The sequence below is a fragment of the Cellulosimicrobium sp. AB352 genome (assembly GCF_049538415.1).
Lineage (GTDB): Bacteria > Actinomycetota > Actinomycetes > Actinomycetales > Cellulomonadaceae > Cellulosimicrobium > Cellulosimicrobium funkei.
In genome coordinates, this window is the sequence record NZ_JBMVFX010000001.1 from 47,015 (window position 1) to 61,434 (window position 14,420).

General features: G+C 74.1%; 13 protein-coding genes. 8 read left to right on the forward strand and 5 right to left on the reverse strand.

The window, feature by feature from the left end:
- Positions 1 to 10: 10 nt before the first annotated feature.
- Positions 11 to 1,252, reverse strand: coding sequence for a glucose-1-phosphate adenylyltransferase (gene glgC / locus ACPCUX_RS00235; RefSeq protein WP_034655614.1), 1,242 nt, complete (start codon positions 1,250 to 1,252; stop codon positions 11 to 13).
- Positions 1,253 to 1,370: 118 nt separating this feature from the next.
- On the opposite strand from glgC, the gene glgA reads away from it, so the two are divergent.
- Together glgA and ACPCUX_RS00245 are read left to right on the forward strand one after the other, a co-directional pair.
- The gene (gene glgA / locus ACPCUX_RS00240) at positions 1,371 to 2,582 is read left to right on the forward strand and encodes a glycogen synthase (RefSeq protein WP_034655639.1); all 1,212 of its coding nucleotides are present in this window, start codon (positions 1,371 to 1,373) and stop codon (positions 2,580 to 2,582) included.
- Entirely contained in the window at positions 2,579 to 3,061 is a 483-nt protein-coding gene (locus ACPCUX_RS00245; protein ID WP_137280638.1) for an SRPBCC domain-containing protein, read from the forward strand. Before glgA ends, ACPCUX_RS00245 begins: the two co-directional genes overlap by 4 nt.
- A gap of 50 nt (positions 3,062 to 3,111) precedes the next feature.
- Here ACPCUX_RS00245 and ACPCUX_RS00250 read toward each other — a convergent pair whose 3' ends face one another.
- On the reverse strand, positions 3,112 to 3,948 hold the full coding sequence (locus ACPCUX_RS00250; RefSeq protein WP_423387936.1) for a hypothetical protein: 837 nt from the start codon (positions 3,946 to 3,948) through the stop codon (positions 3,112 to 3,114).
- Between the two features lie 27 nt (positions 3,949 to 3,975).
- Here ACPCUX_RS00250 and ACPCUX_RS00255 point away from each other — a divergent pair, with 27 nt between their 5' ends.
- The 6 genes from ACPCUX_RS00255 (at position 3,976) to ACPCUX_RS00280 (ending at position 11,558) form a co-directional block, all read left to right on the forward strand.
- Positions 3,976 to 4,764, forward strand: coding sequence for an ABC transporter ATP-binding protein (locus ACPCUX_RS00255; RefSeq protein ID WP_137280637.1), 789 nt, complete (start codon positions 3,976 to 3,978; stop codon positions 4,762 to 4,764).
- 73 nt (positions 4,765 to 4,837) lie between these two features.
- Positions 4,838 to 5,308, forward strand: a complete 471-nt coding sequence (locus ACPCUX_RS00260) for an NfeD family protein (RefSeq protein WP_319946773.1) — start codon at positions 4,838 to 4,840, stop codon at positions 5,306 to 5,308.
- Between the two features lie 67 nt (positions 5,309 to 5,375).
- Entirely contained in the window at positions 5,376 to 6,704 is a 1,329-nt protein-coding gene (locus tag ACPCUX_RS00265; RefSeq protein WP_137280636.1) for an SPFH domain-containing protein, read from the forward strand.
- 161 nt (positions 6,705 to 6,865) lie between these two features.
- A complete protein-coding gene (locus tag ACPCUX_RS00270; RefSeq protein WP_423387937.1) occupies positions 6,866 to 7,615 on the forward strand; it encodes a TetR/AcrR family transcriptional regulator in 750 nt (249 codons plus the stop codon).
- Between the two features lie 113 nt (positions 7,616 to 7,728).
- A complete protein-coding gene (locus ACPCUX_RS00275) occupies positions 7,729 to 9,462 on the forward strand; it encodes an ABC transporter ATP-binding protein (RefSeq protein WP_021483161.1) in 1,734 nt (577 codons plus the stop codon).
- Complete coding sequence (locus ACPCUX_RS00280; RefSeq protein ID WP_423387938.1) at positions 9,459 to 11,558, forward strand: ABC transporter ATP-binding protein; 2,100 nt, start codon at positions 9,459 to 9,461, stop codon at positions 11,556 to 11,558. The genes ACPCUX_RS00275 and ACPCUX_RS00280 overlap by 4 nt, the downstream gene beginning before the upstream one ends.
- 77 nt (positions 11,559 to 11,635) lie before the next feature.
- Here ACPCUX_RS00280 and ACPCUX_RS00285 read toward each other — a convergent pair whose 3' ends face one another.
- The 3 genes from ACPCUX_RS00285 to ACPCUX_RS00295 form a co-directional block, all read right to left on the reverse strand.
- Positions 11,636 to 11,908, reverse strand: a complete 273-nt coding sequence (locus ACPCUX_RS00285; RefSeq protein WP_021482683.1) for a metal-sensitive transcriptional regulator — start codon at positions 11,906 to 11,908, stop codon at positions 11,636 to 11,638.
- Positions 11,909 to 12,171: 263 nt separating this feature from the next.
- Positions 12,172 to 12,531 carry a rhodanese-like domain-containing protein gene (locus ACPCUX_RS00290; RefSeq protein WP_076404703.1) on the reverse strand — a complete coding sequence of 120 codons (360 nt, stop codon included), beginning with the start codon at positions 12,529 to 12,531 and terminating at the stop codon, positions 12,172 to 12,174.
- Complete coding sequence (locus ACPCUX_RS00295) at positions 12,528 to 14,294, reverse strand: FAD-dependent oxidoreductase (protein WP_423387939.1); 1,767 nt, start codon at positions 14,292 to 14,294, stop codon at positions 12,528 to 12,530. The genes ACPCUX_RS00290 and ACPCUX_RS00295 overlap by 4 nt, the downstream gene beginning before the upstream one ends.
- Positions 14,295 to 14,420 lie beyond the last annotated feature (126 nt).

Here is a 14,420-nt window from a genome sequence, read left to right on the forward strand (position 1 = left end):
GGGGAAGGCGTCACTCGACGACCGTCCCCTTGGGGACGACCGTGATCCCGGACTCGGTGACCGTGAAGCCGCGCGCGCGGTCCTGCTCCGGGTCGAGGCCGATGCGGGCCTGCTCCCCGACGACGACGTTCTTGTCGATGATCGCGCGGTGCACCTGCGCGTGGCGGTGCACCTGCACGCCGTCCATGAGCACGGAGTCCGAGACGGACGACCACGAGTGCAGGTAGGTGCCGGGCGACAGGACGGAGCCGACCGCCGTCGCGCCCGAGATGATCACGCCGGGGGAGACGATCGAGTCCGCGGCGTGGCCCAGGCGGCCGCGGCCCGCGTGCACGAACTTCGCGGGCGGCAGACCGGTGTAGCCGGTGTGCAGCGGCCACTCCTCGTTGTAGAGGTTGAAGACCGGCGTGACGGCGATGAGGTCCTTGTTCGCGTCGTAGTACGAGTCGATCGTCCCCACGTCGCGCCAGTAGTCGCGGTCGCGGTCGGTCGAGCCCGGCACGTCGTTGCGGATGAAGTCGTAGACCGCCGCGGTGCCCTTCTCGACGAAGGCGGGCACGATGTCGCCGCCCATGTCGTGGCGGGAGTCCGCGTTCGCGGCGTCGGACGTGACGGCCTCGACCAGCGCGTCGGTGTCGATGACGTAGTTGCCCATCGAGGCGAGCACCTCGTCCGGGGAGTCGGCGAGGCCCACCGGGTCCGACGGCTTCTCGCGGAACGCGGCGATCTTCGTCGGGTCCTTCGGGTCCGTCTCGATGACGCCGAACTGGTCCGCCATCGAGATCGGCTGGCGGATGCCCGCGACGGTGAGCTGCGCGCCCGACTCGACGTGCGCGTCGACCATCTGGGAGAAGTCCATGCGGTACACGTGGTCCGCGCCCACGACCACGACGATGTCCGGACGCTCGTCGTCGATGATGTTGAGGCACTGGTAGATCGCGTCCGCGCTGCCGAGGTACCAGTGCTTGCCGACGCGCTGCTGCGCGGGCACCGGCGCGACGTAGTTGCCGAGCAGCGACGACATGCGCCACGTCTTCGTGATGTGCCGGTCGAGGCTGTGCGACTTGTACTGCGTGAGCACGATGATGTGCAGGTAGTGCGAGTTCACGAGGTTGGACAGCGCGAAGTCCACGAGGCGGTAGATGCCCCCGAACGGCACCGCGGGCTTGGCCCGCGAGGCGGTGAGCGGCATGAGGCGCTTGCCCTCGCCCCCGGCGAGGACGATGGCGAGGACTCGGGGTGCGGCGGCCATGCCCAGACGGTAGCCCCTCGGGGCGGGACCACGCAGCAGGACCCGCATCCTGGGCGCGGTTCGCGTCGGCCCCGCCCACCGGGGGTCGGCGGCGGGCGACTCGGCTACGGTGTGGCGCGTGAGAGTCGACCTCCTGACCCGTGAGTACCCGCCGCACGTCTACGGCGGGGCCGGCGTGCACGTCGCCGAGCTGTCCGCGGTGCTGCGGCGCCACGTCGACGTGCGCGTGCGCTGCTTCGACGGCCCGCGCGGCGACGACGGCGTGACCGGCTACTCCGTGCCCGGCGTCCTGTCCGGGGCGAACGCCGCGCTCGGCACGTTCGGCGTCGACCTGCAGATGGCGGACGACGTCGCGGGCGCCGACCTCGTGCACTCGCACACCTGGTACGCGAACCTCGGGGGCCACCTCGCGGGGCTGCTGCACGGCGTCCCGCACGTGCTGTCCGCGCACTCGCTCGAGCCGCTGCGGCCGTGGAAGGCGGAGCAGCTCGGCGGCGGGTACGCGCTGTCGTCGTGGGCGGAGCGCACCGCGTACGAGGGCGCGGCGGGGATCGTCGCGGTCTCCGGCGGGATGCGCGACGACATCCTGCGCGTCTACCCGCAGGTCGACCCGGCGAAGGTGCACGTCGTGCACAACGGGATCGACCTCGACGGCTGGCGCCGTCCCGAGCCGGGCGTGCAGCAGGACGTCGCCGACCGCGTCGTGCGCGACCTGGGGATCGACCCCGGGCGGCCCGCCGTGGTGTTCGTCGGGCGGATCACGCGCCAGAAGGGGCTGCCGTACCTGCTGCGGGCCGCGCGCTCGCTGCCCGACGACGTCCAGCTCGTCCTGTGCGCGGGCGCCCCGGACACCCCGGAGATCGCCGCGGAGGTGAGCGGCGCCGTCGCCGAGCTGCAGGCCGAGCGCAGCGGGGTCGTCTGGATCGAGCAGATGCTGCCGCGCGCCGAGCTCGTCGCGGTGCTCGCCGCGTCGACCGTCTTCGTCTGCCCGTCCGTGTACGAGCCGCTCGGCATCGTCAACCTCGAGGCGATGGCCGTCGGGCTGCCCGTCGTCGGGACCGCCACGGGCGGCATCCCCGAGGTCGTGGACGACGGCGTCACCGGCCTCCTCGTGCCGATCGACCAGGCGGACGACGGCACGGGCACGCCGCTCGACCCCGACCGCTTCGTCGCCGACCTCGCCGCCGCGCTCACGCAGGTCGTGAGCGACCCCGAGCGGGCCGCCGCGATGGGCCGCGCGGCCCGGCAGCGCGTCGAGGACCACTTCGCGTGGGACGCGATCGGCGAGCGCACGCTCGAGGTCTACCGGACGGTGCTGGGGCAGTCGTGACCACCGCGGGGAGCGACCGGGTCGACGAGGCGTCGCGCCTCGTCGCCGCCGCGCCCCGCGCCGTGTACCGCGCGCTCGTCGACCAGGACGCGCTCGCGGCCTGGCTGCCGCCCGACGGCATGACGGGGAGCTTCGAGCGCTTCGACCTGCGCCCCGGCGGCGGCTACCGCATGGTCCTCGCCTACGACGACCCGCAGGCCGACCCCGGGAAGACGGGCGAGGGGACCGACGTCGTCGACGTCGCGGTCGTCGACCTCGTCCCGGGCCGGAGCGTCGTGCAGCAGGTCGTCTTCGCCGCGGACGATTCGGCGTTCGCCGGGACCATGACGATGACGTGGACCGTCGAGCCGGTCGGGGACGGCGCGCGCGTCACGGTCCGCGCGACGGGCGTGCCGCCGGGCATCTCCCCGGCGGACCACGCCGCCGGGATGGCCTCCTCGCTCGCCCACCTCGACGCCTACGTGACGTCGCGCGCCTGACGGCCGACGCCGCGCGGACCGGGCCGGGCGGTGGCGGTCAGCGGTCCGGGTCAGGCGGTGGCGGCCCAGAACGTGGCGGCGCCCACGGCGTGGCGGGACGCGCGGTCGACCTCGCGCAGCGCCGTCGAGCGCTGGTCGGCCTGCCAGAGGTTGACGGCGCCGCCGTCGTCGGCGGTCGCGAGGTCGACGATCGCGCGCAGGCGCACGGCCTGCACGAGGACCTGGACGGCGCGCGGCGGGACGCCGGGCGGGAGCTGCCAGGTCGGGGCGCCGCCCGCGCGCAGGTCGGCGATGGCGCCCGCGGCGTCGTCGCGCCAGCGGGCGACGTCGAGCTCGTCGAGGGCGCGCGTGGCCAGCAGCAGCGCCGTGCGCAGGTCGCGCTCCGCCTCGGGGAGCGACCCGACGGCGCCGAGCACGCGCGCGCTCCACGGCCCGACCTGCGTGACGTGCCACGTGACGAGGTGGCCCGGCTCCAGGTCGCTGCCGAACTCCGTGACCTCGGGCACGAGCGCCCACGACCCGGACGACGTCGTGATCACGACGCACTCGCCCGCGTCCGTCGCGCGTGCGGCGGCCTCGGGCGGGACGCCCGACACGTCGCCGGGGACGGGTGCGAGCGCGACGACCTCGCGCGCGTCGCCGGCCCACGCGCCCGCGAGGTCCGCGAGCCGGACGTCACCGAGCGCCCCGGACACCACGTGCGGCTCGTCGTCGCGCTCCACGGCGCGCACGAGGCGGGCCGTCCCGTCGTCGTCGCCGGGGCGCGCGGCGCGCAGCCAGAGCGCGAGCAGAGCGCTGCGAGGGAGGGCGCCCGTGCTCGACGCGGAGCCGGGGCCCGGGGCGGGCTGCGGGGCGTCGTGCGGACCCCCGGACGAGTGTGAGACCACGACGGCCAACCTATAGGGTCGGTGACCATGAGCGCGGTTCTCGACCTGAAGGGCGTCACCGTCCGACGCCACCCCAAGACCATCCTCGACGCGGTGGACTGGCAGGTGAACGAGGGCGAGCGGTGGGTCGTGCTGGGCCGCAACGGCGCCGGCAAGACGACGCTCCTGCAGATCGCGTCCGCACGCATGCACCCCACGGCCGGCACGGCCGACGTCCTCGGCGAGCGGCTCGGCCGCGTCGACGTGTTCGAGCTGCGCCCGCGCGTCGGGCTCGCGTCCGCGGCCCTGGCCGACCGCATCCCCGGCGACGAGACCGTGCGCGACGTCGTGCTCACCGCCGCCTACGGCGTCACGGGGCGGTGGCGCGAGGAGTACGAGGAGTTCGACGCGCAGCGCGCGGACGACCTGCTCGCCGCGTTCGGCGTCGACCACCTCGCGGACCGCACCTTCGGCACGCTGTCCGAGGGGGAGCGCAAGCGCACGCAGATCGCGCGCGCCCTCATGACGGACCCGGAGCTCCTGCTGCTCGACGAGCCCGCCGCGGGCCTCGACCTCGGGGGCCGCGAGGAGCTCGTGGGCGCGCTCGCGGAGCTCGCCGGAGACCCGGCGTCGCCGGTCCTCGTGCTCGTCACGCACCACGTCGAGGAGATCCCGCCGGGCTTCACGCACGTCCTGCTGCTCAAGGACGGCGTCGTGCACACCGCGGGCCCGATCCGCGATGTGCTCACCGCGGAGAACCTCAGCGACGCGTTCGGCGTGCCGCTGCTCGTCGCGCACGGCGGCGGCCGGTGGATGGCGCGCGCCGCGCGGGCGTGACCTCCGAGCGCGGCACGCGCCCGGGGCGTGCACCGCGGGCGGAAATTCGGTAAAGTACACGTAAAGCGCGCACGTGGGATCGGGGGTCGAGATGGACTGGCTGTGGTGGGTCGGAGCGGCACTGCTCCTCGGTCTCGTGGAGATCATCTCGCTCGACCTCGTGCTCATCATGCTCGCCGGGGGATCGCTCGCCGCCGCCGGCGTCAACGCCGCCGGCGGGCCGCTCTGGCTCCAGATCGTCGCGTTCGCGGTCGTGAGCGTCATCCTGCTCCTCACGCTGCGCCCGTGGCTCCTGCGGCACCTGCGCTCGCGCGTCCCGCTCACGGAGACGAACGTCGCGGCGCACGTCGGCCGCACGGCGCTCGCCGTCGACCGCGTGAGCGAGTTCGGCGGCCGCGTGAAGCTCGTCGGCGAGGTCTGGACCGCGCGGACCGAGCCCGACGCGCCGCAGATCCCCGTGGGCACGGAGGTGCGCGTCGTCCGGATCGACGGCGCGACGGCCGTCGTCGCGCCGCTGCCCGCCCAGCACCCCACCGGGTCGTGACCAGCCGGCACACCCGCACCGCGCCGCCGGGCGACCGGTCGCGCGAGCGACGACCAGGAGGCAGTCGATGAACGACCCCAGTCCCGGAACGATCCTCGCGTACGTCGTCCTCGCGCTGATCCTGATCTTCGTCATCGTCGCGCTCGTCAAGGCGGTGCGCATCGTGCCGCAGGCGGTCGCGATCATCGTCGAGCGCCTGGGCCGGTACTCGCGCACGCTCGAGCCGGGCCTGCACCTCCTGGTGCCGTTCATCGACCGCGTCCGTGCCTCGGTCGACCTGCGCGAGCAGGTCGTGTCGTTCCCGCCGCAGCCGGTCATCACGTCCGACAACCTCGTGGTGAGCATCGACACGGTGATCTACTTCCAGGTCACCGAGCCGAAGTCCGCGGTCTACGAGATCGCGAACTACATCACCGCGATCGAGCAGCTCACCGTCACGACCCTGCGCAACGTCATCGGCTCGATGGACCTCGAGCAGACGCTCACGAGCCGCGACCAGATCAACGGCCAGCTCCGTGGCGTCCTCGACGAGGCGACCGGGCGCTGGGGCATCCGCGTGAACCGCGTCGAGCTCAAGTCGATCGACCCGCCGCCCAGCGTGCAGGGCTCGATGGAGCAGCAGATGCGCGCCGAGCGTGACCGCCGCGCCGCGATCCTCACCGCGGAGGGTGTCAAGCAGTCGCAGATCCTCACGGCCGAGGGTGAGAAGCAGGCGGCGATCCTCCGGGCCGAGGGTGACGCGCAGTCCCAGATCCTCCGGGCCGAGGGCGAGGCGCGCGCGATCCTCCAGGTCTTCGACGCCATCCACGAGGGCGACGCGGACCCGAAGCTGCTCGCCTACCAGTACCTCCAGATGCTCCCGCAGATCGCGAACGGCACGGCGAGCAAGCTGTGGGTCGTGCCGACGGAGTTCACGGCGGCGCTCGGCTCGATCGCCAAGGGGTTCGGCGGCGTGCCGGGGATCGACGGCGGGGGAGTGCCGAGCGGGGGCCCTGCCGAGGACGCGGAAGCGGCCGAGGCGAGCGCCGAGGCGCGTCGTGAGCGCGACCGCGACCGCGTGAGGTTCGGCGTCCCGTCGCTCACCGACCCCGCCGAGGCCCTCGCCGAGGCGCGGCGTCAGGCGGAGGCCGCGACCGCGGACGCGACGAGCTCGGGCACGCGGTCGGGCCTGCCGTTCGACCCGCAGACCGAGCGGGGCCAGCACCCGGGTGGCCCCGGCGAGCACCACGCGGCCGCGCCGGAGCCCGGGACCGCCACGCCGCGTCCGCTGGGCGGGCCGTCCCAGTACGCGCCGCCGCCTCCGCAGCCGATCGTCGAGGACGCGCCGACCACGGACGAGCCCCCGCGCGACGAGCCGCCCGCCGGCGGGCCGCCGTCCTTCTCGCCGCGGCACTGACGGGGCGCCACCGCGCAGCCCGAGCGGCCGCGGTGGTCCCGGCCACGCACGACGCCGCCCCTGCACCCACCCGGGTGCGGGGGCGTCGTCGTGCCGCCCGCGGAGGTTCGCCGGGAGCGGACGACCTTGAGAGTGAGTGCTCACTCAGTTACGGTCGAAGCGTGGTCCCCGTCTCCGTTCCCTCCGACGCCCCGCCCGACGCTCCTCTCGACGCGCCCTCGGGCGCGCGGTCCGAGGCGTCCACCCCGGAGCGCACCCGCGCACGGCCGCTCTCGCGCGAGGAGCGCCGCGACGCGATCGCCGCCGCGACGATCCCGCTGCTCGTCCAGCACGGCGCCGCCGTGACGACGCGCCAGATCGCCGACGCCGCGGGCGTCGCGGAGGGCACGCTGTTCCGCGCGTTCGCGGACAAGGACGAGATCCTCCACGCGGCGGTCGTGCGCTCGCTCGACCCGGCGCCCGCCGTCGCCGCGATCGGCACGCTCCCGGACGACGACGGGCTGCGCCCGCTCGTCGTGAGCATCGTCGAGTTCCTGCTCGAGGCGCAGCGCGTCGGCATGCGCATCTTCGCCGCGGCGCACCAGGTGCTCGACCCGCACCGCGCGACGGCGGACCGCGCCGAGGCCGTGCGCCGGATGCGAGCCGGGGACGGCCGGGACGCCCGTCGGGCCGGGTTCGACGCCCGGGAGCGGTCGGCGCGCGAGATCGTCGCGGCGATCGAGAGCAAGCTCGCGGCGCACCGGACGCAGCTGCGCGTGGACCCGGCGCTGGCCGCGCGGGCGCTGTTCTCGCTCGTCTTCGGAAACGCCTTGCCGCACCTCTCGGGCGGTGACAGGCTCGACGCCGTGCAGCTCGCCGACCTCATCCTCGGCGGCATCGGGGCGGACGTCACGACCGACCCGTCGCCCTGACCGGCGGCCCGTCCACGACGCGCGCGCACCCTCGTCCGGTGCCGCCCGCCCCGCGCACCCGCGACCCGCGGCTCGCGCCCTCGTCCCGCAGCCCCCTCCCGGACAGGAAGCCCATGCTCGTCAGCCTCTTGCGGACGCGACTGCGTCCCTACCGGACGCCGATCGTCGTCCTCCTCGTGCTCCAGCTCCTCGCGACGCTCGCGTCGCTCTACCTGCCGAGCCTCAACGCCGACATCATCGACCAGGGCGTCACGCAGGGCGACACCGCCTACATCATGCGCACCGGGGGCCTCATGCTCCTCGTGAGCCTGGGCCAGGTCGTGTGCGCGGTCGCGGCCGTCTACTTCGGCGCCAGGGTCGCCATGTCGTTCGGCCGCGACGTGCGCGCCGGGCTGTTCACCAACGTGCAGCGCTTCTCCGCCCAGGAGATGGGCCAGTTCGGGGCGCCGTCCCTCATCACCCGCACGACGAACGACGTGCAGCAGGTGCAGATGCTCGTGCTGCTCTCGCTGACCATCATGGTCATGGCGCCGATCATGCTGGTCGGCGGCGTCGTCATGGCGCTGCAGGAGAACGTCGAGCTCTCCGGCCTGCTGCTCGTCATCGTGCCCGTCCTCGGGGTGAGCGTCGGGCTCATCATCTGGCGGATGGTGCCCTACTTCCGGCAGATGCAGAAGAAGATCGACGGCATCAACGCCGTGCTGCGCGAGCAGATCACCGGCATCCGCGTGATCCGCGCGTTCGTGCGAGAGCGTCGCGAGGCCGAGCGGTTCGACGTCGCGAACGACGCCCTGTTCGACGTCTCGCTCAAGGCGGGCAAGCTCATGGCGCTCATGTTCCCGACCGTCATGCTCGTCATGAACGCGTCGAGCATCGCGGTGCTGTGGTTCGGCGGGCGCCAGATCGACGCCGGCGACATGGAGGTCGGCGCGCTCACCGCGTTCCTGTCGTACCTCATGTACATCCTCATGGCCGTGATGATGTCGACGATGATGTTCATGATGGTGCCGCGCGCGGCCGTCTCCGCGGAGCGCATCACCGACGTCATGCAGACCCGCGCGACGGTCGTCGAGCCCGAGCGGCCCGTCGCCCTCACCACGCGGACGGGCCGTGTCGAGCTCGACGGCGTCGAGTTCCGCTACCCGGGGGCCGAGGAGCCCGTGCTCCACGACGTCTCGTTCGTCGCCGAGCCCGGGCGGACGACGGCGATCATCGGCTCGACCGGCTCCGGCAAGACCACGCTGCTCAACCTCGTCCCGCGGCTGTTCGACGTGACGGGCGGCGCCGTGCGGATCGACGGGACCGACGTGCGCGACCTCACCGGCGCAGACCTCGGCTCCCTCCTCGGCCTCGTGCCGCAGAAGGCCTACCTGTTCTCCGGGACGGTCGCCGACAACCTCCGCTACGGCCGACCGGACGCCACAGAGGAGCAGATGTGGGAGGCCCTCGAGGTGGCGCAGGCGCGCGACTTCGTCGAGGCGCTCGACGGCGGCCTCGACGCACCGGTCGCGCAGGGCGGCACGAACTTCTCGGGCGGGCAGCGTCAGCGGCTCGCCATCGCCCGCGCGATCGTGCGCGACCCGGCGGTCTACCTGTTCGACGACTCGTTCTCCGCGCTCGACTACGCGACGGACGCCCGCCTGCGCGCGGCGCTCGCGCCCCGCACCCGGCGCTCGACCGTGATCGTCGTGGCGCAGCGCGTCGCGACGATCCGGGGCGCCGACCAGATCCTCGTGCTCGACCACGGCCGCATCGTCGGTCGCGGCACGCACGCCGAGCTCCTCGAGTCCAACGAGACGTACCAGGAGATCGTCTACTCCCAGCTCTCGATCGAGGAGGCAGCATGAGCGGCGAGCAGGACGCCTCGCGCACGCCCGCGACGTCGGGCGACGGCGCTCCCGAGACCGGCGCACCCGCGGCGGGCGGCGGGCGCGACGTCGCCGCGACCCGGCTCGCGGGCCGACCCCGCGGTGGCGGCGGGCACGGCCCCATGGGCGGCATGGGCGTCCCCGGGGAGAAGGCGCTGGACTTCAAGGGCTCCCTGCGCCGGTTCGTGGGATCGCTGCGCCCCGAGCGCGTGCCGATCGTCGCCGTCGTGATCCTCGGCGTGGTGTCCGTGGCGCTCGCGGTCGCCGGGCCGAAGCTCCTCGGCAACGCGACGAACATCATCTTCGCGGGCGTCGTCGGCTCGCAGCTCCCGGCCGGCGTCACCCAGCAGCAGGCCGTCGAGGCGCTGCGGGCGCAGGGCCAGGACCAGGTCGCCGACCTGGTCTCCGGCGTGCCGGGGCTCGTGCCGGGGGAGGGCATCGACTTCACCGCGCTCGCGACCGTGCTCGCGTGGGTGCTCGCCGTGTACGTCGGCTCGTTCCTCTTCGGCTGGCTCCAGGGGCGCATCACGGCGATCGTCGTGCAGCGCACGGTCTACCGGCTGCGGGGCGAGGTGCAGGCCAAGCTGGCGCGCCTGCCGCTGTCGTACTTCGACCGCAACGCGCGCGGCGAGATCCTCTCGCGCGTGACGAACGACATCGACAACATCTCCCAGACGCTCACGCAGACGCTGTCGCAGCTCGTGACGTCGGTGCTCACGGTGGTGGGCGTGCTGGGCGTGATGTTCTGGATCTCGCCGCTGCTCGCGGTCGTCGCGCTCGTGACCGTGCCGCTGTCCGTCCTGGTCACGGCGCAGATCGCGAAGCGCTCCCAGCCGCAGTTCATCCGGCAGTGGGCCGCGACGGGCCGCCTCAACGCGCACATCGAGGAGATGTACACCGGCCACACGCTCGTCAAGGTGTACGGCCACCAGCAGGCCGCGATCGACGACTTCGAGCGGGAGAACGCGGCGCTCTACGACGCGAGCTTCCGCGCGCAGTTCATCTCGGGCACCATCCAGCCCGCGATGGGCTTCCTCGCGAACCTCAACTACGTGATCGTCGCGGTCGTGGGCGGCCTGCGGGTCGCGTCGGGCACGATGACCCTCGGTGACGTGCAGGCGTTCATCCAGTACTCGCGGCAGTTCACGCAGCCCATCACTCAGATCGCGTCGATGATGAACCTGCTCCAGTCGGGCGTCGCGTCGGCGGAGCGCGTGTACGACCTGCTCGACGCGCAGGAGCAGACGCCGGACCCGTCGCCCGCGAAGACGGTCGAGCCGGTGCGCGGCCGCGTCGCGTTCGAGGACGTCTCGTTCTCCTACGACCCGGACGTCCCGCTCATCGAGCACCTCGACCTCGTGGTGGAGCCGGGGCAGACGATCGCGATCGTCGGGCCGACGGGTGCGGGCAAGACGACGCTCGTCAACCTGCTCATGCGGTTCTACGACGTGGACGGGGGCCGGATCACGCTCGACGGCGTGGACACGCGGGACATGACGCGCGACGACCTGCGCTCCGACATCGGGATGGTCCTGCAGGACACGTGGCTGTTCCAGGGCACGATCGAGGAGAACCTGCGCTACGGCGTCCGCGACGGTCTCACCGTGGACGACGAGGCGTTCCTCGCCGCGACGCGCGCGACGCACGTCGACCCGTTCGTGCGCACGCTGCCCGACGGGTACGCCACGGTGATCGACGACGAGGGCTCGAGCGTGAGCGCGGGGGAGAAGCAGCTCCTCACCATCGCGCGTGCCTTCCTCGCCGACCCGGCGATCCTCGTGCTCGACGAGGCGACGAGCTCCGTCGACACGCGCACGGAGGTGCTCGTGCAGCAGGCGATGAACGCGCTGCGCGAGGGCCGCACGTCGTTCGTCATCGCGCACCGCCTGTCGACGATCCGCGACGCGGACACGATCCTCGTCATGGAGCACGGCTCGATCGTCGAGCAGGGGTCCCACGACGAGCTGCTCGCGGCCGGCGGCGCGTACGCCCGGCTGTACGAGAGCCAGTTCGCGGCGCCGCTCGACGCCGAGGCGGAGGACCCGGAGGGCGTGGGCGCTCCCGCGGGACGCTGACACGCCGCGGCCCGCACCACGCCCACCCCGAGGGGTGAGGCGAGGTGCGGGCCGCGTGCGTCCCGGTGCCGTCGCGCTCAGGCGAGCGAGAGGAAGAGCTTCTCGAGCTTGGCCACGTCGAGCGTCGGGTCCTCGCCGTCCTCGGTCGGCTCGGTGAGGCACTGGCGCATGCCGGACGCGATGATCGCGAACCCGGCCCGGTCCAGGGCGCGCGAGACGGCGGAGAGCTGCGTGACGACGTCCTCGCAGTCCCGCCCCTCGTCGAGCATGCGCACGACGGCCGCGAGCTGGCCCTGGGCGCGCTTGAGCCGGTTGGCGACCTTGCTCATGTCGGTGGGGTCGAGCTCCACGGTCGTCCTCCTGCGTTCGTCGGTGTTCTTGTCGGTTCTCGTCGCGGCGTGCCTGGTCAGGCGCAGGTGCAGCGCTGCTCGGGCGGCACCTCGGCCATGACCTCGTCGGCGTGCATGCCGCAGCCGGTCCAGGTGGTCTTGCCGCACGTGCGGCACAGGGCGGGACTGCACATGGTGGGTCTCCTCGGGTGTGGGGGTCGATCGGTGGTGCGAGGGTCGGGGTCTGGCGGGGCCGGGGGCGGCCCGCGCGTGGTGGCGCAGGATCAGCGTCGCACGGCTCCGCCCGCGGCCTGCCACGCGCCGAGCCCGCCGGACAGGCTCGTCGCGGCGTAGCCGAGCGAGCGGAGCTGGCGCGCCGCGGTGCGCGAGCGCATCCCCGACGCGCACACGACGACGACGGTCGCGCCGTCCTTCAGCCGCCGCGGCGCGGCGGAGGGGACGTCGGCGAGCGGCACGTGCACGGCCTGGGGCGCGTGCCCGGCGCGCCACTCGTCGCGCTCGCGCACGTCGAGGAGCGTCGCGCCGTCGCGGACGAGCTGCACCGCGGTGGCGGCGTCGACGGTCGGGCGCACGCCGCCGTCGTCGGACGAGCGGGAGAACAGGCGGCGGAGACGGTCGATCATGCGGGGACTCCTTCGAGGGTGCGCGCGGCGCGCGGCGTGGTGGTCAGGGTGAGCCAGCCGCCGGAGAGGTTGCGCGCGTCGAGCCCGGCGGCGAGCAGGACACGGGTGGCGAGGTAGGACCGCACGCCGCTCGCGCAGTGCACGGCGACGGGGCGCCCCGCCGCGGCGGTGCGCACCTCGTCGAGCCGCTCGCGCAGCTCGGTGTGCGGCACGTTGAGGGCGCCGTCGAGGTGGCCGCCGGCGTGCTCGGCGGGCGACCGGACGTCGAGCACGAGCGACGTCGCGACGACCTCGTCGAGGTCGGCCGCGTGCCACTGCGGCATGGTGCCGTCGAGCACGTTCTGCGCGACGAACCCCAGCATGTTGACGACGTCCTTGGCGGCGCCGTAGGGCGGGGCGTACGCGAGCTCGAGCTCCGCGAGGTCGTCGGCCGTGAGCCCGGCGCGCAGCGCGGTCGCGAGCACGTCGATGCGCTTGTCCACCCCCGCGCGGCCCACGGCCTGCGCGCCGAGCAGGCGGCCGTCGGGCGCGAAGCTCGCCGTCACGTGGACCGGCTCGGCGCCGGGGAACCAGCCCGCGTGGTGGGCCGCGTGGACGCGCACCTGCTCGTGCACGACGTCGGCCGCCGCCAGGGTCGCGTGGCTCGGCCCGGTCACGGCGGCGGTGAGCCCGAACACGCGCACGATCGCCGTCCCGAGCACGGGCGCCTGCGGTGTCGTCCGGTGGCCCAGCATCGAGTCCGCGGCGCGCCGGCCCTGGCGGTTGGCCGGGCCGGCGAGCGGGACGGGGCCCGTCGCTCCGGTGACCGCGTGCACGACCTCGACGGCGTCGCCGACGGCCCACACGTGCGGGTCGGACGTGCGCTGGTCGGCGTCGACGCGGATCCCTCCGCGCTCGCCGAGCGCGAGCCCGGCCGCCGCCGCGAGGTCGCTCGCGGGCCGCACCCCGACGCTCACGAGCACCACGTCGGCGTCGAGGGCGTTGCCGTCCGTGAGCTCGAGCGCGACGGCGTGGTCCGCGCCCTCGGGCTGCGGCACGACGGCGCTCGCGGAGGTCCCGAGGTGGAGCCCGACGCCGTGGTCGCGGAGCTCGTCCGCGAGCAGCGGCGCGAGGTCGGGCTCCAGCGGCGGCAGCACCTGGTCGGCGCGCTCGACGACGTCGACCGTGAGGCCGCGGCCGACGAGCGCCTCCACGGCCTCGAGCCCGATGAAGCCCGCGCCGACGACGACGGCCCGCAGCGGGGCCGTGCGACCCGCGGCGACCTCCGCCTCGAGCTGCGCGAGCCGGGCCGACAGGGCGTCGAGGTCCGACATGGTCCGCAGCGTGTGCACGGCCGGGTGGTCGAGGCCCGCGACGGGCGGGAGGACGGTGGTCGCGCCGGGCGCCAGGAGGAGCGCGTCGTAGCCGAGCTCGTACGTGCCGTCCTCGGCGGCGACGGTGACCGTGCGCGCCGCGCGGTCGATCGCGGTGACGCGGTGACGCGTCCGCACGTCGAGGTCGAGGCTCGCGCGGAGCGAGGCGGGCGTGTGCAGCAGCAGGGCGTCGCGCTCCGCGATCTCGCCCGCCACCTGGTACGGCAGGCCGCAGCCCGCGAACGAGACGTGGTCGGACTGCTCGAGCACGATGATCGACGCGCGCTCGTCGAGACGGCGGGCGCGCGCGGCGGCGCTCATGCCGCCCGCGACGCCGCCGACGACGACGATGCGGCGGGCGCCGTCGGGGTCGGACGGGTGGGTCGTCGAGCCGGGGGTCGAGGGGATCATGCTCCGACGATACCCCGGGGGGTATCCCCCACGGCAAATGGACGGGCTGAGAGGTCGGTCACCGGACGCGCCGGGCAGTGGCGCGCGCCGCTCACAGCCGACGGACAGCCGTGGCATCCCCACAGC

Bases quoted from the DNA above. Each gene is read 5' to 3' on its own strand.
- ACPCUX_RS00275 (WP_021483161.1), top strand. From the start codon at position 7,729: ATGCTCGTCAGCCTCTTGCGGACGCGACTGCGTCCCTACCGGACGCCG.
- ACPCUX_RS00295 (WP_423387939.1), bottom strand. From the start codon at position 14,294: ATGATCCCCTCGACCCCCGGCTCGACGACCCACCCGTCCGACCCCGAC.
- ACPCUX_RS00280 (WP_423387938.1), top strand. From the start codon at position 9,459: ATGAGCGGCGAGCAGGACGCCTCGCGCACGCCCGCGACGTCGGGCGAC.
- glgC (WP_034655614.1), bottom strand. From the start codon at position 1,252: ATGGCCGCCGCACCCCGAGTCCTCGCCATCGTCCTCGCCGGGGGCGAG.
- ACPCUX_RS00255 (WP_137280637.1), top strand. From the start codon at position 3,976: ATGAGCGCGGTTCTCGACCTGAAGGGCGTCACCGTCCGACGCCACCCC.
- ACPCUX_RS00290 (WP_076404703.1), bottom strand. From the start codon at position 12,531: ATGATCGACCGTCTCCGCCGCCTGTTCTCCCGCTCGTCCGACGACGGC.
- ACPCUX_RS00265 (WP_137280636.1), top strand. From the start codon at position 5,376: ATGAACGACCCCAGTCCCGGAACGATCCTCGCGTACGTCGTCCTCGCG.